This is a genomic window from Brevibacterium renqingii (genome assembly GCF_017808105.1).
Classification (GTDB): domain Bacteria; phylum Actinomycetota; class Actinomycetes; order Actinomycetales; family Brevibacteriaceae; genus Brevibacterium; species Brevibacterium renqingii.
In genome coordinates this window covers 413,742-435,356 of record NZ_JADBHF010000001.1, presented here as the reverse complement: position 1 = coordinate 435,356, position 21,615 = coordinate 413,742, and the positions used below count along the sequence as shown (strand labels likewise).

General features: G+C 67.8%; 25 protein-coding genes. 14 read left to right on the top strand and 11 right to left on the bottom strand.

The window, feature by feature from the left end:
• Positions 1–174 precede the first annotated feature (174 nt).
• The 4 genes from IHE57_RS01900 to pyrE all read right to left on the bottom strand — a co-directional run bounded on the left by IHE57_RS01900 (position 175) and on the right by pyrE (position 4,067).
• Positions 175–804, bottom strand: coding sequence for a TrmH family RNA methyltransferase (locus IHE57_RS01900; RefSeq protein ID WP_209370410.1), 630 nt, complete (start codon positions 802–804; stop codon positions 175–177).
• The gene (locus IHE57_RS01895; RefSeq protein ID WP_209370409.1) at positions 801–2,459 is read right to left on the bottom strand and encodes an ABC transporter permease; all 1,659 of its coding nucleotides are present in this window, start codon (positions 2,457–2,459) and stop codon (positions 801–803) included. Before IHE57_RS01895 ends, IHE57_RS01900 begins: the two co-directional genes overlap by 4 nt.
• Positions 2,459–3,340: an ABC transporter ATP-binding protein gene (locus tag IHE57_RS01890; RefSeq protein WP_209324198.1), complete on the bottom strand. Its 882-nt coding sequence runs from the start codon at positions 3,338–3,340 to the stop codon at positions 2,459–2,461. The genes IHE57_RS01895 and IHE57_RS01890 overlap by 1 nt, the downstream gene beginning before the upstream one ends.
• A 160-nt stretch (positions 3,341–3,500) precedes the next feature.
• Entirely contained in the window at positions 3,501–4,067 is a 567-nt protein-coding gene (gene pyrE, locus IHE57_RS01885) for an orotate phosphoribosyltransferase (RefSeq protein WP_209324199.1), read from the bottom strand.
• Positions 4,068–4,269: 202 nt separating this feature from the next.
• On the opposite strand from pyrE, the gene IHE57_RS01880 reads away from it, so the two are divergent.
• Positions 4,270–4,542, top strand: coding sequence for a GlsB/YeaQ/YmgE family stress response membrane protein (locus IHE57_RS01880; RefSeq protein WP_209370408.1), 273 nt, complete (start codon positions 4,270–4,272; stop codon positions 4,540–4,542).
• Between the two features lie 117 nt (positions 4,543–4,659).
• Here the strand turns inward: IHE57_RS01880 and IHE57_RS01875 are convergent, their stop codons facing one another.
• The 3 genes from IHE57_RS01875 to IHE57_RS01865 are packed head-to-tail and all read right to left on the bottom strand — an operon-like array spanning position 4,660 to position 6,054.
• The gene (locus IHE57_RS01875; protein ID WP_209324201.1) at positions 4,660–5,028 is read right to left on the bottom strand and encodes a hypothetical protein; all 369 of its coding nucleotides are present in this window, start codon (positions 5,026–5,028) and stop codon (positions 4,660–4,662) included.
• A complete protein-coding gene (locus IHE57_RS01870; RefSeq protein ID WP_253719824.1) occupies positions 5,021–5,494 on the bottom strand; it encodes an Asp23/Gls24 family envelope stress response protein in 474 nt (157 codons plus the stop codon). The genes IHE57_RS01875 and IHE57_RS01870 overlap by 8 nt, the downstream gene beginning before the upstream one ends.
• Complete coding sequence (locus IHE57_RS01865; protein WP_209324203.1) at positions 5,491–6,054, bottom strand: RNA polymerase sigma factor; 564 nt, start codon at positions 6,052–6,054, stop codon at positions 5,491–5,493. Before IHE57_RS01865 ends, IHE57_RS01870 begins: the two co-directional genes overlap by 4 nt.
• 200 nt (positions 6,055–6,254) lie before the next feature.
• Between IHE57_RS01865 and IHE57_RS01860 the strand changes: the two genes are divergently transcribed.
• From IHE57_RS01860 to IHE57_RS01840, 5 genes are read left to right on the top strand one after another with little or no spacing between them, the layout of a single operon-like run.
• Complete coding sequence (locus IHE57_RS01860) at positions 6,255–6,719, top strand: Asp23/Gls24 family envelope stress response protein (RefSeq protein ID WP_209324204.1); 465 nt, start codon at positions 6,255–6,257, stop codon at positions 6,717–6,719.
• A gap of 36 nt (positions 6,720–6,755) precedes the next feature.
• Complete coding sequence (locus IHE57_RS01855) at positions 6,756–6,938, top strand: hypothetical protein (protein WP_209324205.1); 183 nt, start codon at positions 6,756–6,758, stop codon at positions 6,936–6,938.
• Positions 6,939–6,942: 4 nt separating this feature from the next.
• Complete coding sequence (locus IHE57_RS01850) at positions 6,943–7,332, top strand: Asp23/Gls24 family envelope stress response protein (protein ID WP_366933825.1); 390 nt, start codon at positions 6,943–6,945, stop codon at positions 7,330–7,332.
• Complete coding sequence (locus tag IHE57_RS01845) at positions 7,329–7,904, top strand: DUF6286 domain-containing protein (RefSeq protein ID WP_209370406.1); 576 nt, start codon at positions 7,329–7,331, stop codon at positions 7,902–7,904. Before IHE57_RS01850 ends, IHE57_RS01845 begins: the two co-directional genes overlap by 4 nt.
• Complete coding sequence (locus tag IHE57_RS01840) at positions 7,901–8,497, top strand: alkaline shock response membrane anchor protein AmaP (RefSeq protein WP_209370405.1); 597 nt, start codon at positions 7,901–7,903, stop codon at positions 8,495–8,497. Before IHE57_RS01845 ends, IHE57_RS01840 begins: the two co-directional genes overlap by 4 nt.
• A 522-nt stretch (positions 8,498–9,019) precedes the next feature.
• On the opposite strand, the gene IHE57_RS01835 is transcribed toward IHE57_RS01840, so the two are convergent.
• Together IHE57_RS01835 and IHE57_RS01830 are read right to left on the bottom strand one after the other, a co-directional pair.
• The gene (locus tag IHE57_RS01835) at positions 9,020–9,871 is read right to left on the bottom strand and encodes an SDR family NAD(P)-dependent oxidoreductase (protein ID WP_209370402.1); all 852 of its coding nucleotides are present in this window, start codon (positions 9,869–9,871) and stop codon (positions 9,020–9,022) included.
• Positions 9,868–10,692 (bottom strand): thioesterase family protein, encoded by an 825-nt coding sequence (locus IHE57_RS01830; protein ID WP_209324209.1) that lies wholly within the window; start codon positions 10,690–10,692, stop codon positions 9,868–9,870. The genes IHE57_RS01835 and IHE57_RS01830 overlap by 4 nt, the downstream gene beginning before the upstream one ends.
• An 83-nt stretch (positions 10,693–10,775) precedes the next feature.
• Here IHE57_RS01830 and IHE57_RS01825 point away from each other — a divergent pair, with 83 nt between their 5' ends.
• The 7 genes from IHE57_RS01825 to IHE57_RS01795 all read left to right on the top strand — a co-directional run bounded on the left by IHE57_RS01825 (position 10,776) and on the right by IHE57_RS01795 (position 18,117).
• Complete coding sequence (locus IHE57_RS01825) at positions 10,776–11,570, top strand: exodeoxyribonuclease III (protein ID WP_209370400.1); 795 nt, start codon at positions 10,776–10,778, stop codon at positions 11,568–11,570.
• 181 nt (positions 11,571–11,751) lie between these two features.
• A complete protein-coding gene (locus tag IHE57_RS01820; protein ID WP_209370397.1) occupies positions 11,752–12,666 on the top strand; it encodes a GTP pyrophosphokinase in 915 nt (304 codons plus the stop codon).
• A 45-nt stretch (positions 12,667–12,711) separates the two neighbouring features.
• Positions 12,712–13,590, top strand: a complete 879-nt coding sequence (locus tag IHE57_RS01815; protein WP_209370394.1) for a DUF5926 family protein — start codon at positions 12,712–12,714, stop codon at positions 13,588–13,590.
• 86 nt (positions 13,591–13,676) lie between these two features.
• A complete protein-coding gene (locus IHE57_RS01810; RefSeq protein WP_209370391.1) occupies positions 13,677–14,507 on the top strand; it encodes a glycosyltransferase family 2 protein in 831 nt (276 codons plus the stop codon).
• A complete protein-coding gene (gene pheA / locus IHE57_RS01805) occupies positions 14,504–15,442 on the top strand; it encodes a prephenate dehydratase (protein WP_209324214.1) in 939 nt (312 codons plus the stop codon). The genes IHE57_RS01810 and pheA overlap by 4 nt, the downstream gene beginning before the upstream one ends.
• Before the next feature lie 118 nt (positions 15,443–15,560).
• Entirely contained in the window at positions 15,561–17,285 is a 1,725-nt protein-coding gene (locus IHE57_RS01800) for an FAD-binding dehydrogenase (protein ID WP_209370389.1), read from the top strand.
• 1 nt (position 17,286) lies between these two features.
• Positions 17,287–18,117: an SDR family oxidoreductase gene (locus tag IHE57_RS01795; protein ID WP_209370385.1), complete on the top strand. Its 831-nt coding sequence runs from the start codon at positions 17,287–17,289 to the stop codon at positions 18,115–18,117.
• 19 nt (positions 18,118–18,136) lie between these two features.
• Here IHE57_RS01795 and IHE57_RS01790 read toward each other — a convergent pair whose 3' ends face one another.
• Positions 18,137–19,069, bottom strand: coding sequence for an NAD-dependent epimerase/dehydratase family protein (locus IHE57_RS01790; protein ID WP_209370382.1), 933 nt, complete (start codon positions 19,067–19,069; stop codon positions 18,137–18,139).
• Between the two features lie 33 nt (positions 19,070–19,102).
• Positions 19,103–19,882, bottom strand: a complete 780-nt coding sequence (locus IHE57_RS01785) for an enoyl-CoA hydratase (protein WP_209370380.1) — start codon at positions 19,880–19,882, stop codon at positions 19,103–19,105.
• A 107-nt stretch (positions 19,883–19,989) separates the two neighbouring features.
• On the opposite strand from IHE57_RS01785, the gene IHE57_RS01780 reads away from it, so the two are divergent.
• The gene (locus IHE57_RS01780) at positions 19,990–21,567 is read left to right on the top strand and encodes a Na+/H+ antiporter (protein WP_209324219.1); all 1,578 of its coding nucleotides are present in this window, start codon (positions 19,990–19,992) and stop codon (positions 21,565–21,567) included.
• Positions 21,568–21,615 lie beyond the last annotated feature (48 nt).

Below are 21,615 nucleotides of genomic sequence, written 5' to 3'. Positions count from 1 at the left end.
CACGAGATGATCGTGCCGCCTCGGCGCTTCTTCGTGTCCATGGATGTGGCGGCCTCCTCGTACCGGCCCGGTTGACAGCTGTGTCTCCTGCGGGTGGATCCATCGCGAAATCCGATCGCGAATCGTGGCGGATCCACCCGCAGGAGACAGAACGGGGACGAAAGCTCGGCCCCTTCAGCTCACCGTCTGGCCGTAGACGTGGCGGCGGATCCAGGAGTGCATGGTGATCGCGGCGGCGGCAGCGGCGTTCATCGACCTGGTCGAACCGTACTGGGCGATCGAGAGCACGTCACGGCTGGCCCGGTGTGCCTCCTCGCTCAGCCCCGGCCCCTCCTGCCCGAACAGCAGCAGACAGCGCTCGGGCAGATCATAGGTCTCCAGCGGCACGGAGTCGGGAAAGTTGTCGATGCCCAGCAGCGGCATCTCGTTGTCCGCGCACCAGGACAGCAGGTCGTCGACCGTGGGATGGTGGATGACGTGCTGGTATTTGTCGGTGACCATCGCCCCGCGCCGGTTCCAGCGGCGCTTGCCGACGATGTGCACGGCCGCGGCGTTGAAGGCGTTGGCGGTGCGCACGACCGAACCGATGTTGAGATCGTGCTGCCAGTTCTCGACGCCGACGTGGAAGCCGTGCCGGCTGCTGTCGAGGTCGGCCACGATCGCGTCGTGCTTCCAGTACCGGTACCTGTCGACGACATTGCGCCGGTCGCCCTCGCGCAGCAGCTCTGGATCGAAGTGCTCCCCCACAGGCCAGGGGCCGGTCCAAGGACCGACCCCCACCTGCGGTTCAGCGCTGTCGGTCACTTCTCGTCGCGGGAATCATCCGCCGACTTCGCGTCCGTCTCATCCTGCGCGGCATCGGACCCCTTCACCGAGGCTGCCACCGACGCGGCATCGTCGTCCGCCTTCGAATCCGAACCGTCAGACTCCGCGTCGTCCGCATCCGCCGCAGAGCCCTTCTCGTCCTCGGCCGACGCGGCATCGTCCTTCTTCCCCTTCGCCGAGGCGGCGCCGACCTTCTTGGCCCGCTTGCTCATCTTCACGGTTTTGCCCGAGCGTCCGCCGCCGCTGAGCACCGAGCGCACATAGGCACCCGAAGCCAGAGCGTGGAGGACGACCGCGAGCACCAGGGCGATGCCGGCGGCGACGAGGCCCTCCCACCATTCGGTCTGGCCGGCGAAGGACCGTCCGGCGATGCCCAGCGGTGAGGTGAACGGAGTCCAGGACAGGACCTTCGCAGTCGTGCCCGAAGCTCCGATGATGACCGGAGCGAAGAAGCCGGCCACAGTGATGATCCCGATGATCGTGAGGAAGGTCGTCCGCGCCTTGGATCCGACCACGGTCGAAGCCCACACGAGAAGAGCGAAGACCGACCAGGCGGTCAGCAGCAGAGTCAGGGCGAACCAGCCCAGCCCCGGGAGCATGGCGAAGGCCAGAGAGGTCTTGCCCGACAGCGACAGCCCGAGCTCGGTCACGACTGCGGCCGCGACGATGTGGACGATCACCAAGGACAGAGTGCCGGTGATCCGGCCCGAGGCCGAAGCACGGGGCGGAATCGTGGCCGCGATGATCTCGGTGATCCGGTTGCGCTTCTCCAAGCGCAGGTTCTGATACATCGACGTGCCGAGGGTGGCCACGACGAGGAGCGCGAAGGCGACCATTCCCCACAGCAGGGGTGTGGCGACCGTGTCCTCGACGGCCGGCGTCTTGAGCAGCGTGGCCTCGGTCTTCGGTGCGAGCTTCTCCAGCAGCGCCTCCGGCTGCTCGTCGAGCGCGATGATCGTCGGCTGGCTCTGGCCGCTGGGGTCCTGGATGAACGCGGCGTCGACCTTGCCCTCGCGGACGAGCTTCTCGGCTTCGGTCGTGTCCTTGGCGTCGGTGATCTTCACACCCAGCTGCTGCTCGTACATCTGAGCCTGTTCGCCCACGCCGACCATGGCCATGCTCGGCGTGCCCGAGTCCTTCTGCGCCTCGCCGACGATGCCGGTGACGATCGCGGCGAGGACGCCGAGGATGATCACGGCGGCGGTGACGAGGAAGTAGGGGCTGCGCATCGCAGTGGTGCTCTCACGATTCGACACCAGCCATGCGGCCTGGCGGTTGCCGACATCGACGAACTCGGAGACCAGACCGGTCTCCGGCAGCTCATCGGGGTCAGGGGTGTCTTCGGCGAGCTCGAAAGGAACCTCGTCGAGGCCGGCGGTCGCGTCTGCCTTCGCAGACCCGTTCTTCGCCGACTCACTCTTCGCCGAGGCGGCCGAGTCCCTGGTCTTCCCCTCCGCGGTCTCGCCCTCGGCTGCCCCACCCTCGGTGGCCGAGTCCTGACCGGTCTCGTCCTCGACCACGTTGAGGTCGTCGGCATCGGGGGCCCCGAGGTCGTCGATGCCCTCACCGGCCGTGCCCTTCGACACGAGCGGTTCCGGAGACTCCTCGTTCGCACCTTTGTCCTTGCGCGCCATTACAGAGCCTCCTTGTACTGCTCGGCCAGTGTCGGGCGGACACTTTCGAAGTTCTTCAATCCGTCGATCGCCGCCACACCGGCGGCGGCGGTCTTCGCGTCATCGGCGCGGAAGCTGATGACATCGCCAGCGCGGTCGGCCACGGTCACGGCGCTGATGCCGCTGCGGGACTCGAGCGCGCTTCTGGCCGCCTCGGCGTCGTTCGCCTCGACCCGGTAATGCGGGTCGCCGAGGAGTTCGTCGACGCTTCCCGAGGCGGTGACCCTGCCCTGGCTCAGGACGATGACGTCATCGGCGAAGGTCTGCGCGGCCTCCCAGTCATCGGTGGCCAGGATGACGGGCACTCCCGAGGACGCATGCGCACGCAGCAGGGACGTGACGAGCCTGAGCGAGGCGGCGTCGAGACCTGCGAAGGCGTCGTCGATGACCACGACATCGGGATCGGCGGCCAGGGTCGCGGCGATGTCGACGCGGGCGACCTCGGCGCCGGAGAGGTTCTTCAACGGCGCATAGCCGCGATCGGCGAGCTCGAGATGGGACAGCAGGGTCAGCGCGTTGCGTTCGGCAGCGCCCAGGGTGATCCCGTGCAGGCGCGCGAGGTAGACGATCTGATCGATCACGCGCATATTCGGGTACCCGCCGCGCTCAGCGGGGAGGTAGCCGAAGTTCTGGCGGTCACCGAAGTCGAGTTCGAAGTCCTCGAGTTCGACGGTGCCCTCATCTGCGGAGATCAGACCCATGATGACGCGGACAAGCTCAGTCCGGCCCGCCGAACGGGTCCCCACGATCGCGGTGATCCGGCCCGCCTCTGCGGTGAAACTCACCTCGTCCAGATACGTCCGCTTTCCCTTGCGCAGGGAAATCTCTTTCAGTGTGAGCACGCGTCATCCTTACTGTTGCATCAGGCAATACTGTGGGAGTGTCTCATCTATCGTGTTGAAATCAGAGACGTGTTTCAAACCACGGCCCTGGTTTCGACCGAATTGCCAGTCGAGTCCCAGGTCGTGATCGGTGGGCCCGGACCGCCGAGGCCGGGGACCGTCAGTCGAGTCCGAGATCGGCGGTCGTCAGCGCGGTCAGGTACGGGATCCCCGTAGCCTCGACCCTCTCCTTGGCGCCGGTGTCACGGTCCATGACCACGGCGACGGCGACCACCTCGGCGCCGGCTTCCTGGAGCGCCTCGACAGCGGTGAGCACGGAGCCTCCCGTCGTCGAGGTGTCCTCGACGGCGACGACCCGCTTGCCCTTGACGTCGGGACCTTCGACCCGGCGCGACATCCCGTGCTTCTTCGCCTCCTTGCGGACGACGAAGGAATCGAGCGGCGTCCCACGCACGACCGAGCGGTGCATGACCGCCGTGCCGACGGGATCGGCGCCCATGGTCAGTCCGCCGACGGCATCGATCCTCTCGAGCAGTCCCTCGGTTTCGAGGAGGTCGAGGACCACGTCGCCGATGAGCGGCGCCGAGCGATGGTCGAGGGTGACCCGGCGCAGGTCGAGATAGTAGTCGGCCTCCCTGCCGGAGGAGAGGGTCACCTTGCCGCGCACCACGGCAAGTTCGTCGATGAGGTCGAGCAGTTGTCGGCGAGTGTCTGCGCTGTCGGTCATGCTCTCCAGTCTAGTCGGAGGCAGCCGACCGGCCATTCAGCCCCGTCCCAGCTCTCCCCCACCCCGACGGGACCACAGTCGGCCACCCGCCTCCGGGAGCTTTCAACGTGGCTTGGCCCAAAGTGCGGCAACCTGGCTTGCCATGGCCAGAAGGGGCCGCATCCCCGGGCCTGCCACCAGTTTCAGAAAGGATATGAGCATCATGGGTTTCATCGCATATCTGATCCTCGGACTCATCGCCGGAGCCATCGCCAAGGCGATCCTGCCGGGCAAGCAGGGCGGGGGAATCTTCGCCACACTCATCCTCGGTGTCATCGGAGCCATGCTCGGCGGGTGGCTCGGAGGAGCCATCTTCGGCGCCGAGATGGACAAGTTCTTCTCATTGTCGACCTGGCTGTGCGCGATCGGCGGTTCACTCATCGTGCTCATCGTCTGGGGCCTCATCACCGGACGATCGAAGAAGAAGGCCGACTGAGCCCTCGCCCTCGGACAGCAGGAAGCGGGTCCCCACCAGCGGTGCGGGCCCGCTTCTTCTGTCTGCTGTCGTGGCGCCTGGGCTCGCAGTCGGGCTCGGCTTCGGCCCGATCAGGTGTCAGCGACCACGGCTGACAACGCGCAGATCGATGTCGATCTCGCCGAGAGCCGCCTCGGTGCCGGCGCGGACATCGACCTCGATGACCGCGAAGAGCTCGTCGACGATCTCGGCCACCGCCCGGCTGTCATCGAGATGGGCCGCGACGCGCACACGGGCTCCGTCTCCGGCGCGACAGACGTCGACCGACAGCGGCTCCCCGCCGCCGCGGCGCAGCACTCGCGCCGCGGCCGTGGCCACCAGGTCGCGCAGTCCGGGCGCCAGAGCGGTGACGCCGGGAACCTCGAGAACCGATCGCGTGACCCGCGCCGAGGCGGCCTCGGCGTCGAACGCTCCCGGCGCGGTGCGAGAACTCAACCGCTCAGCCATCCTCAGTCTCCTCAGCTTCGTACACGTCTTCGACGGTGATGTCGATGGTCGTCGCGGGGATGCCCAGCTGCTCGGTCAGCGCAGCGGCGACACTCTCACGGATCACCTCGGCGGTGGGGGCGAACGCGATGCCTGCGCGCATGGCCACGGTCACCTCCACCTCGGCGGCGGTGCCTTCGGGCTCTCCGGCAGGGGTGAGCGACACGCTGCGACCGCGGATCCCGTCGACGGCATCGACCGCATCGCGGACGATGGTCCGCACCGCGGCGGTTGCGATCGTGAACGGGTTGCCGCGTGGGGTGCTCAGCCGGGTGGAAGGGCCGCGGGCGAGATCCTCCCGGACGATGTCGAGGATGCGTTCGCGCAGGCCGACGGTCTCCGCGGGGTCGGGTTCGAAAGCGCCCATGTACTCATCGATGACCCCGCGCAGGTGGTCATCGGTCTCCCATGCCGCGTCGTCGCTCATACCCATCCTTGCATCCCTTCGGCGATGGCGGTCCGGGCACGGTGGATGCGACCGCGCACACTGCCCTCGCTGATGCCGAGGGTCGTCGCGACCTCGGCGTAGCTCAGCCCCTCCATCTGATGGAGCACCCACGTTACACGCTGCTCCGAGGACAGTGTCTGCAGGACCTCTGTGAAATGGTCGAGTGCGGTGCGCGCCTCCACGGACCTCTCCACCGAGACGGCGCCGTCGGGATGATGTCCCATGTCGTCGGGATCGGAGGCATCGGAGGGGCGGGCCGCGCGCCTGCGCAGCACATCCGTGCAGCGGTTCGAGGCCATGCGGTAGATCCAGGTGCCGAACGCGGCGGGCTCGTTGAGAGCCGACAGCGACCTCCAGGCCTGCACGAGCGTGTCCTGGACGATGTCCTCGGCATCCTGCCGGTCGCCGAGTGTGCGCCATGCGAAGCGCAGCAGCTTGCGCTCATACTCGTCGACGAGCGCTTCGAAAGCGGCGATGTCCCCTTCGCGGGCGCGCACCACCAGGGTGACGATGTCGAAGCGATCATCTCCCCTTGCCATATTCACATCGTAGGCCACCGGCGAGGATGCGAGCGCGAACCGCGTCCGGCCAGAGCCGTTCGGCGCCCGTTCGGCTCCCATTCGAGCAGAACCGAGCGGGGCAGCGAAGATTCCCCAGATTTTCTGCGTCCCCGCGTGAGGATTGCTCGCAGCGTGCGTCTGTACCGGTGTCGGCATCCCCGAACGAAGAAGGAAGAGCAATGCCCGAACCCACGCAGTCCCCCTCGAACCCGCACCCTGCAGCCGATGACTCGGTCCGCAGCCCCCTCGTGACCGAACTGGGCACGACGACCATCGCCGAGAACGTCGTCGCGAAGCTCACCGGCATCGCCGCACGCGAAGTGCCCGGCGTCTTCGGCATGGGCAATGCCGCACGCCGAGCCTTCGATACGCTCACCGACCGCATCCCCGGCTCGCAGACGAACGTCTCCGGCGGAGTCTCCGTGGAGAAGGGCGAGAAGCAGACCGCCATCGATCTCACGATCGTCGTCGAATACGGCACCTCCATCGTCGAGGTCGCCGAGGCGATCCGCCGCAACGTCATCCGCGCCGTCGAGCAGGGCACCGGTCTCCAGGTCGTCGAGGTCAACATCGACGTCACCGACGTCCACCTGCCCGAGGACGACGAGGAGCAGCCGGCCAAGGACGCTCCCGAACTCAACTGATCCGCATCCACGCACCGCATCGGCGGAAGGACTGCCATGTCGAAAGCACTCATCGGACTCCTCGTCGGACTGACGCTGGGAATCATCGCCTACTTCGGCGGCTTCCTCGCGTTCCTGATCGTCGCGATCTGCGGCGGGCTCGGTCTGGTCGTCGGTCTCGTCCTCGACGGGCGAGTCGACCTGTCCGCGCTGAGCTCACGCTCGACCACGCGGAGGTAGCGCCGTGGCCCCGATACTCGACGACGCTCCAGCTCGCCGAGGCGGCCTGTCGATCGCGGACAAGGTCGTGGAGCGCACCGCCGGGCAGGTGCTGAAAGCCCTGCCCGGCGTCGGCGGCACGAGCTCGGGTCTCTTCGGAATCGGAGCGAGTTCCAGCTTGGGCACGCGCCCGTCCGTGGATGTCACCCTGTCCGGCCGCAGCTGCACGCTGTCGGTCCGACTGGGCCTGGCCTACCCCACCCCCATCGCCGAGGCGACCGAACACGTCCGTTCCACCCTGAGTCACGAAGTGGAACGCCTCACCGGTGTCACCGTCCGCCAGGTCGACATCAGCGTGCGGTGGCTCGCCCCGGAATCCTCCGGTGCGAATCGAGGAAGGAATCGCCTGCAATGAGCACACGTCTGCTGCGCAAGCGGCCCTCCCGCATCGGTCCGGCCGTGGTCGTCGCTCTCACCCTGCTGCTCCTCGCCGTGGGGCTCGGTTGGGCCGGCATCGCCGCATTCGTCACTACCGGATCCGTCACTGCCGCTCTGGCAGGGACGTCCGGGGCACGCGTCACCGAGGCGGCCGGGAACCTGCATTGGAATTCCGCGGTCGTCATCGCGGTCGGCATCGTCTTGGCTCTGCTCGGACTCGTCGCCTTCATCCTCGGCGTCTCCCCCGGGGCGCGCCGGATCCTCGGTGTGAGAGCCACAGGGTCAGAACACATCGGTGATCTCGAGGTCGCCCTGCCCACCTCGGCGCTGTCGCAGATCGCGGCCGCGGCCGCCGATGGGGTCGACGGTGTCAGCGGGGTCAAGGCCTCGTCGAACGCGAAGTCGACGATCGTGACGTTCTCAACGCCGATCCGCGACTTTGAGCCGATCCGCGCCGAGGTCGAAGCCGCCGTCAAGGACCGCTTCGCCTCGATCTCGTTCGACCGCATCCCCACGGTGAGGGTCCAGGCCAGAAGGAGTCAGTCATGAGACGCACGGCCGCCGCTGCCAATCGCACGGGACTGATCATCCTCGGCCTCATCGCTCTGCTCGCCGGGCTGGCAGTGCTCGCCATCGGGTTCGGTCTCACCGCCTCGATCGGGCCTGCCGTGGAGGCGGGAGCGGATCTCGGTCCGGTCGCCTCGGTGCTGGCGCTGCCCTATTCGGCGCTCATCGCCGTGGTCGTGGCCCTCATCCTCGCGATCATCGGGCTCCGTTGGCTGAGCGTGCAGGTCCCGCGGAAGGACTTCGCGAAGCCCTTCCGAATGCAGGCCGATGCCCGCACGGGTCTGACCACGGTGAATGCGGAGGTCATCGCCGAGGCGGTCGCCGCCGACCTCGAGTCCACCGACGGAGTCTCCGATGCCCAGGTGATTCTGCGAGGCACCGCACGTAGTCCGGAGCTGCTCATCCACGTCGACGCCGATGAGCGCGCCGACATCGATGCTGTCATCGCCGAAGTCGCCGAGCGCGCCGCCGGCAATGCCTCAATGGCACTCGGTGGTCCGCTGAGCGCCGTGGCTCTGGAGATCGGCATCGCCCGCACTCGCTCACGACGCCAGCGCAGCGTCAGCATCCAATAGTGGTCCGCAGTCGGCAGAAGCCGGTAGCTTCAGTTTCAGCAGCAGGCAACGGCGGGCAGATTTGAGGTCACTTTCGGATACGGCCACCGAACATAGGTCACCATCGGATACTTTTCGCGCACAGAAGTATCCGATAGTGACCTGGAGTTGAGTTCGAATGTCCGATAGTGACCTGAAGTCAGACAGGCGTTCGCGAATCTCTCTGTGAATGACAAAGACCCCGGGGCGCGTGATCGCGACATCCCGGGGTCCTCGCAGCACTCCCCTCGAGTACCCGGACGCATCCCCATACGTCCGTTATGTTCACCCGATCCCCACCGGGCGAACATCATAATTTGACCACACTTCCGTGGCGCTTGTAAAGATTCTCACCAACCGTCTTAATTCCCGAGCAACCGTATAGCACAGAATCGGCCGGAACAGAACCCCTGGTGACAGGCCCACAACAGGGTAATTCAACCGTCAACTGTCCGCGTCGGAGCCGTGGAAATTCCGTGGGCCGGATTCCGTCGCCGCTGTGGGTCAGCGCCCGCGTCGCCGTGCGAAGGAGAACCCGCTCGAGCCCCAGCGCATGAACGGCCGGGGAACCAGCGGCGCGACGAGCGCGGCCAGGGAATAGAAGCACCCGGGCACCGAGACGACCTTGCCGGCTCGGGCATCGCGCAGCGACTCGCGCACGACTTGGTCGATGCTCAGCCAGATCCATCCCGGTCCGGGACGTTCCACGCCGAGGCGGTCGTGGAACTCCGTGCGGACGAAGCCCGGCAGGACCGCTGTGACGGTCACCGGACTGCCGCGCAGCTCGCTGGCGAGCGCCTCGGTGAAGACCAGCGTCGAGGCCTTCGAGGCCGCGTACTGACCCATCGTCGTCACCGCGGCCAGGGATGAGACATTGACGATTCCGCCTCGACCCCGCGCGTCCATCCTCTTTGCCGCCGCCAGCGACAGCTCTCGCACGGTCCCGGTGAGCACCTGGTCCTGGTCGTTGAGCTTCGCGATGTCCGTCTCGAGCAGAGACTCCCGCAGCCCGTAGCCGGCGTTGTTGATGAGCACATCGATCCGGTCGGTGTCGATGACTCCGAGGACGGCGTCGATTCCCTCACGGGCCGACAGATCCGCCGCGACCACCTCGGCGCGGGTGCCGTGAGCGGCATGCAGCTGCTCGGCCAGTTCCCGCAGTCGCCTCTCGTCGCGGGCGACGAGCACGAGGTCGCAGCCATCGGCGGCGAGGGCGCGTGCATAGCCGCGCCCGAGGCCGGAGCTCGCCCCGGTGATGAGGGCTCGCGGCCGGGCGGTCGGGTCCTGCCTCGGCGAGACTCGGTCACGCGTGCGGGACCGAGCGGTTCGCTGTGAGGGCGGGACTCCGGAACTCATACGGCGCCGCGGCCCTTCCGCACCGTCAGCGACTGAGCTGCGGTGCCAATCGGGCCGTTCGCGTCACTGAGCACGCTGGTGGTCTCGCCCAGACCCGTCGGACCGAACGCGACCTTCGTGTCGAAGCCGATCCAGCCGGCCTCGGGCACGCGGGTGAGGTGGATGGACAGGTCGACGTTCGGGAAGAAGATCGTCCTCGGGTCCTCACGGACGGCCAGCCCGTTGGCGGTGTCGACGAATTTGACGAAGGCCGCGGTCGGGGGATCGATCTCCCCTTCGACGAGCGGGTAGGGGCTGCGCAGCCAGGACTGCGCGAAGCCGGGGCGGGCGTCAGCGCCCTGACGACCTTCGAGCGAGGCGATGTAGCCGCCGCCCCAGCGTTTCGTGAAGGGAGCCGCAGGCAGTTCGGACGCCGGCGGAAGCGACGCCCATTCGGAACCTGCGACGGACTCGGTGTCCGAGGCCTGCAGGCGCCACACCCGGGCGGTGACGCTCGTGCGGTCGGCGTGGCGCATATGCGCCTCGACGAGTTCGATGGTGCGGCCGGGACGGACGACTTCGACGTCGATGGTGAACTCACCGGAGTGGATGACGCCGAGGACGTCGAAGCTCGCCCGGGAGATGAGTTTGTCACTGGGCAGGCGACGTTCGATCTCGGCGAGCACCATGCCCGAGGCCGGGGCCAGGTGCTGCTCACCCGGCTGCCACGCTCCCTGGCTGTGCAGAGTCGAGACGAGGCGGTCCTCGGACAATCGCACGTAGTAGGAGTCGGGGCAGGCGGCGCCGTCGTGGCCGAGGTGGTTGTTGGGAGCGTCAGACATGTCCACCAGCCTAACGAGTCCATTCGGACGTGCGACGCCGGGGCGCGCTTTCTCCGCGGGGGCCGACAGCTTAGGGTGGGAGGGTGAGAATCGCTACGTGGAATGTGAACTCGATCCGCGCCCGCCACGATCGCATCGGGGCCTGGCTGGATCGCTCAGATGTCGATGTCCTGGCCATCCAGGAGCTCAAGTGCAAGGACGCCCAGTTCCCCCAGGAGCTGTTCACCGAACGCGGCTATGAGGTGAGCTTCCATGGCCTCAACCAGTGGAACGGCGTGGCCATCGCCTCGCGCGTCGGCCTGTCCGACCCCGAGATCGGTTTCGCCGGCATTCCCGCATTCGGCGCGGATGAGCCCGTCGTCGAGGCCCGTGCGCTGTCGGCCACCTGCAATGGTGTGCGCGTCCACTCGCTCTACGTGCCCAACGGCCGCGAACTCGACCATCCCCACTATGACTACAAGCTCGAGTGGTATCGCGCGCTGACGGCCGAGATCGCCTCCCAGCTGGCCGCCGAACCGGAGAAGAAGCTCGTCCTCTGCGGGGACTTCAATGTCGCCCCTCTGGACGAGGACGTCTGGGACATGGCCGAGTTCGAGGGCGCCACACATGTCTCGGAGGCCGAGCGCAGGACCTTCGACGAGCTGCTCGGCGCGGGTCTGACCGAGGTCACTCGTCAGTTCACGCCCGGCCCCGGCGTCTTCACCTTCTGGGACTACCAGAAGCTGCGGTTCCCGAAGAAGCAGGGCATGCGCATCGACTTCCAGCTCGCCTCACAGGCGCTGGCGAAGACCGCGAATGCCGGGTCGATCGACCGGGAGGAGCGCAAGGGCAAGGGCGCATCCGACCACGCCCCGGTCATCGTCGACTACGACGTCTGAGGGCAACCGCCTCTGCCGGGGAGCTCGAAGGGCCGGACGATGTCTCCCGAGCCGTCGGAGCGCCCGCTTTCGCCGCGCCCGTCTCACCCTTCGTCGCTTCCCGGCAACATTAGCGTCGGAAGCATGGACATCTCCCCTCTCTTCTGGTGAAGTTGAATCAGGAGCTAGGAAGGTGACGAGGATGTCAGCAACTGTCCGTGAACTGGTCGACGAAGCCTACGATCGGCGGGAGTCCACGTGGAGGGCCGCCCTCGAGACGGTCAATGACTGGGTCGAGTCCGTCCGCGCCTCTTCCGCCCTGCTCTCCGGTGACCGCGTGCGGATCGTCGATGGTCGGATCAAGGACCGGATGCGCACGGGCGAGAAGCTGCGCCGGAAGCTCGCCGACGCCAATGACGAGATCCACGACTCCGTCGAGGTCGAGAACCAGGTCATCGATGTCGTCGGCGCCCGCGTCGTGTGCCGCACCGAGCGCGAGCAGACGGCCCTGTGGGACCTGCTCACCCAGGTCAGCGACAGCACGAACCTCTCCATCGCCGATGTCCGCGACTATTCCGCGACACCGAAGCCCTCCGGATACCGCGGCCGCCATCTCATCGTCGAGGTGCCCTTCGACTCCGAGCCCTCGGTCCTCGTCGAGCTCCAGCTGCGCACGATCATGCAGGACGCCTGGTGCGTGCTGGCCGAGGAGCACCTGTTCAAGCCGGGCCAGGCCCTGAAGTCCGATGCCCAGCAGGAGCGGCTCTCCGTGATCCTCGCCGGCCTCATGGCGCAGGCCGATTCGGTGGCCGGTTTCATCGCCGATGACGTCGGCGCCTACTTGGGCATGGGCAATGCCGCCCAGCCGCGTTCCTTCGCCGAGGTGGAGGAGCCGACCGATCCGGCCATCGAGGTGACGATCCGTGAGCTCAACCACTCCTATGTCCTTGCCGCCGACGAGGTGGGCCGGCACGGGATCATCCAGCTCGAGACCCTCGGACTGACCCCGGACAACCCCGAACGCTCGGCGCTGCCCCACCCCGGCGACAAGCTGCAGGTGCGTATGGACGAGTCGAACACCACCCGCTACTTCATCCCGGTCTCCCGACAGGGGTGAACCGGTCCGCACCTGAAGGCGCCTCACCGACTAGACTTGCCTCCCATGGGAAAGAAGTCGAAGCGCTCCAAGGAAGAACTCATCGCCAAACGCCTCGCGCGGGCCCAGGCCACGGCCTTCGTCGCGCGTCCGTTCGCGGACCTGCCGTTCGAGGCCGACATCATCTGCCTGCGCGAACTCGTGCCCGCAGCCACGGCGACCGCGAAGCTGAGCGAAGCCTACGGCGGCCACGAGGTGACGATCGCCTCGCTCCTGCCCGCCGCCTGGCAGGCCTGGCGCCGCGACGACGGTGAGATCATGGCCGGCATGCAGGTGCCGGTGTCCTCGACCGACGCTTCCCGTGACGTCGCCCGTGGGATCCTCGCCGCCGCCGAGGCGGAGCCCGGCACTTCGATCGAAGCGACGACCGAACCCGGTGAGGGGCCGCGGCTGCAGGACATCCTCGACACCTCTCATCCCTTCGATGTCCGCGTGCTCGAGTCCTTCGACTACTGGGCGCTGCCCGAGGCCGAGACCGATCCCGACGTCGGCGCCGCCCTCCAGCAGGCCAACGACTCCGTCGCTCCGACGGAGAAGCTCGCCTCGGTCGACTCCGCCTACTGGACGGAGATGTCCGGCCGCACCTACGTCCGCTGGGCCCGCCCCGAGGGCGAGGACAGCATCGTCGACGCCATGGCCCGGCTGCAGGCCGAGAATGCCAACGATCTCGGCGGCATCGGCTCCTTCCTCGGCTACTTCCGCGCCCACGGCATCATCATCCCGGTCTGGGAGCTCGAATTCGGCACCCGGCCCGACGACGTCGAAGAGCCCATCGCCGCCTTCGGCAAGCGCATGGACGAGGCGCTGAACACCACCGAGCCGATGAGCACCGAGGCCCGCCGCGTCCGCTCGGGCATTGTGTCCCGCCAGCTGACCATCCACTGACATCCGCGACTCGGCCGCCGGCGGTGCGGGCACGGTCCGGACCGTGCCCGCACCCGCCTCGGCGCCGGTGTCGGACAGGAGAATCCATGAGCGCACACCCGCACCCCGCCCCCGAGGCGATCGCCGCGATCATCCCCGCGATGAATGAGGCCCAGCGCATCGCTGCGACCGTCACCGCGGCCAAGCAGATCCCCGGGGTCGACCTCGTCATGGTCGTCGACGACGGATCGGGCGATGACACGGGGGCCCTGGCCCGTCGGGCCGGGGCCGAGGTCATCACCCACCCGAAGAACAAGGGCAAGGCCGCGGCGATGATGACCGGGGCGTTCGCTCTGCGCAACCGGGAGATCTCCGATGCCGATCCCGGTGTCGAACCGAGCCATCGAGCGCTGCTGTTCCTCGACGGCGACCTCGAGGACTCCGCTGTGAACACTGCGCCCCTGGCGGCTCCGGTGCTCGCGGGTCGTGCCGATATGACGATTGCGATCCTGCCCGCGCAGAAGCGCAGGGGCGGAGGGTTCGGCTTCGTCGTCGGACTCGCGAAGAAGGGCATCGCAGAGCTCAGCGGCTTCGAGGCGACCCAGCCGCTGTCGGGGATGCGCTGCCTGTCCCGTGAGGCCTTCGATGCCGCACTGCCCTTTGCCGCCGGCTGGGGCGTCGAGGCGGCCATGACCATCGATGTCGTCAACGCCGGCCTGCGCGTGGCCGAGGTCGAATGCGACCTCCACCACCGGGTCACCGGCCGGGACTTCAAGGCACAGCTGCACCGCGCCGCCCAGTACCGCGATGTCGCCCGGGCCCTCCTCGTCCGCCGCCTGCGGGCCAAGCGCTCGGGCGCCGCGAAGGGATTCGGGAACGGTGCAGAGGCGAAGGGCTCCGGCGGCGCCGGCCACGATGGCAAGGAGGGCGGCAAGTGAGTCCGAGACGATTCGGCTACCTCGGTCCGGAGGCCACCTTCACCGAGGCGGCCCTGCTCAAGTACCTCGATTCCCAAGGGCTGCGGGAGACCGCCTCGACCGAGCCGATGCGCAATGCCGCCTCGGCGCTCGATGCGGTCGTCGAAGGTGACTGCGATGCCGCCGTCGTTCCGATCGAGAATTCGGTCGAGGGCGGGGTCCCGGCCACGATCGACGCGCTGACCGAACACGGACGCCTCCAGATCATCGCCGAGGTGCTCGTGCCCGTGCGCTTCGTCCTGGCCGTGAAGCCCGGGACCTCCCGCCAGGAGGTCACCTCCTTCGGCTCCCATCCTCATGGCGAGGCACAGGTGCGGGCCTTCATGTCCGAGAACTTCCCGTCCGCTGTCTACCTGCCGACATCGTCGACGGCCGCGGCCGCCCGCGATCTGGCCAATGACGCCGGGGACCATGTCGCCGCCGTCTGCCCGGCCCTGGCCGCCGAGCGCTACGGCCTCGAGGTCGTCGCCGAGGACATCGGCGATCGCCAGGATGCCGTGACCCGCTTCGTCGTCGTCACGCGCCCGGGTCCCATCCCTGCTCCGACAGGTGCGGACAAGACGACCGTCGTGGCGGCTCTGCGCTCGGACCGGGCGGGTTCGCTGCTCGAACTGCTCGAACAGTTCTCCAGCCGCGGCATCAACATGTCCCGGATCGAATCCCGCCCCACCGGTGACGGGCTGGGTCTCTACCAGTTCTCGATCGACCTGCTCGGCCATATCCGCGAATCCCGCATGGCCGAGGCCCTGCAGGGCGTCCACCGGGCCGCGCTCAAACTCTCCTTCCTCGGCAGCTACCCGAGCGCCGACGGCGAACTCGTGCCCGTCGATCCGACGACGACGGACGAGTCCTTCGCATCAGCTGCGGACTGGCTGGAGCGCACGCTCCGCAGCTGACGTCCCCGCCGGTGCGGTCGGTGCACCCAGCGCCCGGCTGAGTCTGCGATACTGATGGCTACTGGAAGGTAGGCAGACGTCGGCTCACCGACCGACGGAGGCGACAGAGGAGTCGGCGATGAGTTCTTTCGGCAGCACGGACCGTGACAGCGGAAGCGATCCCTCCCCCGATGCGATCGTCGTCGGCGCCGGACTCGCCGGCCTCGTCGCCGCTCACGAACTCACGCAGGCCGGCAAGCGAGTCCTCATCCTCGACCAGGAGAATCGGGCGAACCTCGGTGGGCAGGCCTTCTGGTCGCTCGGCGGCCTCTTCCTCATCGACTCCCCCGAACAGCGACGCCTCGGAATCCGCGACTCCCTCGAACTCGCCAGAGCCGATTGGACCACCTCGGCGGGATTCGACCGGGACGAGGACCACTGGCCCAGGCAGTGGGCCGAGGCCTACCTCGAATTCGCTGCCGACGAGAAGCGCCGGTACCTGCGTGACCTCGGCCTGCGCCTGACCCCGATCGTCGGCTGGGCCGAACGCGGCGGCTCCGGCGCCGACGAGCACGGCAACTCCGTGCCCCGCTTCCACCTCACCTGGGGCACCGGCCCCGAGGTGGTCCGCGTCTTCCGCGAACCCGTCGAAGCCGCCGAGGCGAAGGGGCTCATCGACTTCGCTTTCCGGCACCGCGTCGACGAGCTCATCACCGAGGACGGAGCCGTGGTCGGCGTCCGCGGGCAGGTGCTCGCGGACAGCCACACCGCCCGTGGAGTGGCCTCGAACCGCGAGGAGGTCGAGGAGTTCGCGTTCCGGGCTCCCGCAGTCATCGTCACCAGCGGAGGAGTCGGGCACAACTTCGCACTCATGGAGAAGTACTGGCCGTCGGAGCGCCTCGGCGCGTTCCCCGAACGGATGCTCGCCGGGGTGCCCGCCCACGTCGACGGACGGATGCTGCAGATCTCCGAGAATGCCGGGGCGAGCCTCATCAACCGGGACCGGATCTGGGCGTACACGGAGGGCATCGAGAACTGGAATCCGATCTGGCCGAACCACGGGATCCGCATCATCCCGGGGCCGTCGTCGCTGTGGTTCGATGCCGAGGGCAATCGCTTCCCGGCCCCGAACTATCCCGGTTTCGACACGAATCGGACGATGCGCACGATCCTCGACACCGGGTATGACTATTCGTGGTTCGTGCTCAACGAGTCGATCATCCGCAAGGAGTTCGCGCTCTCGGGTTCGGAGCAGAACCCGGACCTCACCGAGAAGGACATCCGCATCACACTCGACCGAGTGCGTTCCTCCGACGCCCCGGCACCGATCGAGGCGTTCAAGAACTTCGGGTCCGACTTCGTCGCAGCCGAGACGACCGAGGAGCTCGTCGCCGGGATGAATGAACGCTCCCGCGGCCCGGTCATCGACCACGACCGGCTCGTCGAGCAGATCCGGCAGCGCGACCGGCAGACCGACCACGCCTTCTCCAAGGATGCCCAGGTGCAGGCGATCCACAACGCTCGGGCCTACCTCGGCGACAAGATCGTCCGCGCGGTCAAGCCGCACAGGATCCTCGATCCGGCACACGGTCCGCTCATCGCCGTGCGGCTGAGCCTGCTCTCGCGCAAGACCCTCGGCGGGCTCGAGACGGACCTCGACGGGCAGGTCATCGGAGCGGACCGTGCCCCGGTTCCCGGGCTCTTCGCCGCCGGTGAGGTGACCGGTTTCGGTGGGGGCGGCATGCACGGGTACAACGCTTTGGAGGGGACGTTCCTCGGCGGGTGCATCTTCTCCGGGCTGCGGGCCGGCCGGGCGGTCGCGGCCGGGACAGCCTCACCGGCACCGACACGGAAGGAGAGCTGAAATGGCGGAATCGGCTCTCACCGTCCTCGTCACCGGCGGCACCTCGGGCGTCGGCCGAGCCCTCGTCGAGACGCTTGCGGCCAAGGGATGCACCGTGCTCACGACCAGCCGTGACCCCGACCGCCTCGACCCGACCGATCGAGTTCCCGGGGTCCGCTACCTGAGACTCGACCTGTCCGATCCGGAGGGTCCGGACACCCTGGCCGGACCCGGCGGCCTCGGCGGCGAGATCGGCGACATCGATGTCCTGGTCAACAACGCCGGAGAGAGCCAGTCGGGACCGTTCGAGGAGCTGCCCGCCGAGGCCGTCGACCGGCTGTTCCGGACGAACGTCTTCGGACCCGTGCGGCTGAGCCAGCTCGTTCTTCCCGGCATGCGCAGGCGAGGATTCGGCCGCATCATCATGGTCGGGTCGATGCTGGCGAGCTTCCCACTCGCCCACCGCAGCTCCTATTCGGCGTCGAAGGCCGCCCTGCGAGGATTCGCCACGGCCGCGCGGCAGGAACTGTCCCCCTTCGGGGTGTGGATCAGCGTCGTCGAACCCGGGTCCATCGCCACGGGCATCGGCAGCCGCCGCACGAAGTACCTCGACGAGGATTCACCCTACGCGGCCGATGTGTCCACGATGCTCGAGCATCTCGACGCCAATGAGCAGAGCGGGATCTCGCCCGAGAAGGTCGCGGCCGTGATCGTCGATGCCATCGTCTCGCCCAGGCCGCGGGAGTTCTACGCAGTCGGCAGCCGTGCGCCGCTGCCGTTCCTGCTGGCGAGGGCGCTGCCGCGCGGTCTGATGTCGAAGATCGTCGCGGCGCAGCACGGCCTCCGCCGCTGACCGGCACCGCTCGCCCGAACTACTGGAAGCGGGAGGGGATGAGATGTTGAGTCGTCGAGATGCCGAGCACCCGCTGCTGCCGTGAGAGATTGAAGGTCCGATCGTGCTGCAGGTACTCGACGAGGAAGAGCCTGGCCCGGTCTCCGCGCTTGAACATGCTCTTCACCTTGAGTCCGAGCTTCGCTGCGACCAGCGCCTTGTCCTTCGCCACTCCCTCGACGACGACCTGGTCGTAGCCCATCCGGGCGAAGTGCGTGACCACGGCGTCCTTGAGCCGGTACGGGGTGGGGTCGCCGATGTTGAACGGACCCGCCGCAGAAGGCACGTCGAGGCAGGCGAGCGCCGCCCGCACCACGTTGTCGACATGGGCAAGGGTGACTTTCTGGCGTCCGCCGCCGGGCAGGCGCAGCACACCTTTCTTCGCAAGGCTTCTGAGGAACGGCATGAACATCGTCTCGCCGGGCCCGTACACTGCAGCGGGCCGGAGGATCGCGGCATCCGGTCGGATGCGGGAGACGAGCTGTTCGGCCAGGGCGTGGGTGCGCGAGTACGCGTCGTCGAACTCCTGGGGGTCCTTCGGTCCGGCTTCCTCCCACAGCTCCGTGTGGGAGTCGGACGAAGAGTAGACCGTCGTCGATGACAGGTGGACGACACGGGCTCGGGGGAAGGCGTCGAGGACATTGCGCGTCCCGGTCACCCGCACCTCATAGAGCGCGTCGTCATCGGCGCTGACCGAGGAGATCCCGGCACAGTGGAAGACCGCCGTCGCCTTGGCCTCCAGCGACTGGACCGCCGGCGGGGCGGGCTCGGTGATGTCCCAATGCTGGAAATTCACCCCGGGGATCTCCGGATCACGCCGACACAGAGCGTAGACCGCCTCCTCCCGATCGGCCAGGGCACGAGCGATGGCACCACCGACGAAGCCGCTGGCTCCGGTCACGATCACCGCCATGACTTCCCCTCTCTCATCCGCATCGTCGATCTGTCAGCTGCGATGCTGCCACTGCGGTTCCCGTCTGCTCAGGAACGCATCGATCCCCTCCTGCGCGTCGGCTGCGACCGCATTGTGCGCCATCACCTGCGACATCCGCTCGTAAGCCTCGGCCACGGGCAGATGCCGCTGTTCGTAGAACGCGGCCTTGCCTATGGCAACTGTAGCCGACGAGGCGGCCGCGACCTTGTGCGCCAGGTCGAGTGCGGCGTCCTCGAGGTCGCCGTCGGCGACGACGTCGGAGACGAGGCCGAAGCGCAGGGCGTCATCTGCGGAGACGAAGTCGCCGGTGAGGAGCATGCGCATCGCTGTCTTCGCCGGCACCGCTCGGGACAGCGCCACCATCGGCGTCGAGCAGAACAGACCGATCTTCACGCCGGGGGTGGCGAACCGCGCCGACTGTGCCGCCACCGCCAGATCGCAGCTCGCCACCAGCTGACATCCCGCGGCGGTGGCCACGCCCTGGACCTGAGCGATGACCGGCTGCGGGATCTGCTGGATGAGCTGCATGAGACGCGAACAGGCCTCGAAGGTCTGCTGCTGCGCTTCCAGCTCCGCCCCGCGGATCTCCTTGAGGTCATGACCGGAACTGAACACATGCCCGGCGGTGCGGAGGATCACCGCACGCACATCGGTGTCGCGCCCCACCTCGGCGAGGGTGTCGATGAGGGCCTCCATCACCGCCTGGGACAGGGCGTTGCGGGTCTCGGGCTCATCGATCGTCACGGTCGCGACACCGTCGTCGAGCCGCGCGAATACAATTGATTCGGACATAGCCTCATTCTGCCAAAGGTCCGACTCCCTGTGCGGAATCTGCGCCTCATTTTCGCCCGCCGGGCCGCTTCCCCGACTCGGGCGAATCGGAACCGGGAGGGACTGCCATGACCACACTGCTGATGATCATCGGATTCGGAGCCGCCACCTCGGTGGTGGTCGGTCTGGGACAGAGACTCCGCCTGCCCTGGCCGGCGCTCATGGTCCTCATCGGCATCGCCGGCGCCTTCATTCCCAGCTTCGCCGACATCACCATCGAACCCGAGCTAATCCTGCCGCTGTTCCTCCCGCCCCTGCTCTTCGCCGCGGCCCAGAAGACCTCGTGGGCGCTCTTCGCCATCCGCTGGCGCACGATCCTCGGCATGGCCGTGGCCCTCGTCGGGGTCACCGTGGCCTTCGTCGCCGGTTCGGCGGTGCTGCTCGTCCCCGGGATCACGATCTCCGCCGCCATCGCCCTCGGCGCCATGCTCGCGCCGCCCGACCCTGTGGCCGTCGATGCCGTCGCCGGCACCGTCTCCATCCCGCGCCGGATCATGTCGACCCTGCAGAGTGAGGGGCTGTTCAACGACGCCGCCTCCCTCGTCATCTTCCAGACCGCGATGGCGGCGGTGATGACCGGCACCGAGGTGGACTTCGGACAGCTGCTGCTGTCCTTCCTCGCCTCCGCAGCCATCGCGATCGTCGTCGGTCTGTTCGTCACCTTCGTCGCCTGGTGGGTGATGGAGAAGATCGATCACACGATCGCCCGCTCCTCCCTCATGCTCGTCCTGCCCTTCGGCGTCTACCTCATCGCCGAGCATCTCCACGCCAGCGGAGTCATCGCCGTCGTCGTCGCGGCACTGGAGATCCGCCGGCGCGATGTCGAGGGCAATTCGGCCGAACGCGTCACCCAGGCCTCGACGTGGCAGGTCCTCGAGATGCTCATCACCGGCATCGCCTTCGGCCTCATCGGACTGGATCTGCGCGTCATCGTCGAATCCGAGCACGCGGATCTCGGCCGCGCTGTGGTCGTCGGTGGCGTCATCGCCGTCATCATCGTCGCCGTCCGCTTCGGCTGGCTGCTGCTGGGCACTCTGATCGAGAGGAAGCGGACGCAGGACGATCCCGATGCCGCGCCCCTTGACATCCGTGACGCCACACTGATGACCTGGGGCGGGATGCGCGGGCTGGCCACCGTCGCCCTCGCGCTGTCGATCCCGGCCACGACGGACACCGGTCAGGCGTTCCCCGGCCGCTCCTATGTCATCGTCACCGCCGCTGTGGTCCTGCTCGTGACGCTCGTCCTCGCGGGGCTGACCTTCCCGGCCGTCGTCAACGGGCTCGGCATCGACGACGAGGCGGAGAAGGAGCAGCGGGCCACGAAGGAGATCGCACTGCGGGCCTACCGGGCCGCGATGCTCCAGATCCGGAACGACGACACCCTCCCCGACGAGGTGGTCGAACCGCTCCGCGTCCGGTTCCGAATCCTCCACGACCAGCTGCTGGGCACCACCGACGATCAGGCCAGCTCCGAACAGGCGACCGCTTTCAGGGAGCACCGCAAACAGCTCCAGCAGGTGCAGAAGGCGGCCATGCAGTCCGCTCGCGCCGAGGTGCTCAGAGCCCGTCGAGAGCGAGGCACCGATCCTGAGATCGCCGACAAGGTGCTCCGCCGCTTCGACCTCCAGTCCGTGCTCGCACGGTAGCGGGGTCGTCTGGTGACGATTGCGGACCGTCGGGCGGCAGCGTGGTCG

Coding starts and splice junctions, on each gene's coding strand:
- IHE57_RS01895 (WP_209370409.1), bottom strand. CDS start 2,459: ATGGCGCGCAAGGACAAAGGTGCGAACGAGGAGTCTCCGGAACCGCTC.
- pyrE (WP_209324199.1), bottom strand. CDS start 4,067: ATGACCGACAGCGCAGACACTCGCCGACAACTGCTCGACCTCATCGAC.
- IHE57_RS01880 (WP_209370408.1), top strand. CDS start 4,270: ATGGGTTTCATCGCATATCTGATCCTCGGACTCATCGCCGGAGCCATC.
- IHE57_RS01875 (WP_209324201.1), bottom strand. CDS start 5,028: ATGGCTGAGCGGTTGAGTTCTCGCACCGCGCCGGGAGCGTTCGACGCC.
- IHE57_RS01870 (WP_253719824.1), bottom strand. CDS start 5,494: ATGAGCGACGACGCGGCATGGGAGACCGATGACCACCTGCGCGGGGTC.
- IHE57_RS01865 (WP_209324203.1), bottom strand. CDS start 6,054: ATGGCAAGGGGAGATGATCGCTTCGACATCGTCACCCTGGTGGTGCGC.
- IHE57_RS01860 (WP_209324204.1), top strand. CDS start 6,255: ATGCCCGAACCCACGCAGTCCCCCTCGAACCCGCACCCTGCAGCCGAT.
- IHE57_RS01855 (WP_209324205.1), top strand. CDS start 6,756: ATGTCGAAAGCACTCATCGGACTCCTCGTCGGACTGACGCTGGGAATC.
- IHE57_RS01845 (WP_209370406.1), top strand. CDS start 7,329: ATGAGCACACGTCTGCTGCGCAAGCGGCCCTCCCGCATCGGTCCGGCC.
- IHE57_RS01840 (WP_209370405.1), top strand. CDS start 7,901: ATGAGACGCACGGCCGCCGCTGCCAATCGCACGGGACTGATCATCCTC.
- IHE57_RS01835 (WP_209370402.1), bottom strand. CDS start 9,871: ATGAGTTCCGGAGTCCCGCCCTCACAGCGAACCGCTCGGTCCCGCACG.
- IHE57_RS01830 (WP_209324209.1), bottom strand. CDS start 10,692: ATGTCTGACGCTCCCAACAACCACCTCGGCCACGACGGCGCCGCCTGC.
- IHE57_RS01820 (WP_209370397.1), top strand. CDS start 11,752: ATGTCAGCAACTGTCCGTGAACTGGTCGACGAAGCCTACGATCGGCGG.
- IHE57_RS01815 (WP_209370394.1), top strand. CDS start 12,712: ATGGGAAAGAAGTCGAAGCGCTCCAAGGAAGAACTCATCGCCAAACGC.
- IHE57_RS01810 (WP_209370391.1), top strand. CDS start 13,677: ATGAGCGCACACCCGCACCCCGCCCCCGAGGCGATCGCCGCGATCATC.
- IHE57_RS01800 (WP_209370389.1), top strand. CDS start 15,561: ATGAGTTCTTTCGGCAGCACGGACCGTGACAGCGGAAGCGATCCCTCC.
- IHE57_RS01795 (WP_209370385.1), top strand. CDS start 17,287: ATGGCGGAATCGGCTCTCACCGTCCTCGTCACCGGCGGCACCTCGGGC.
- IHE57_RS01790 (WP_209370382.1), bottom strand. CDS start 19,069: ATGGCGGTGATCGTGACCGGAGCCAGCGGCTTCGTCGGTGGTGCCATC.
- IHE57_RS01785 (WP_209370380.1), bottom strand. CDS start 19,882: ATGTCCGAATCAATTGTATTCGCGCGGCTCGACGACGGTGTCGCGACC.
- IHE57_RS01780 (WP_209324219.1), top strand. CDS start 19,990: ATGACCACACTGCTGATGATCATCGGATTCGGAGCCGCCACCTCGGTG.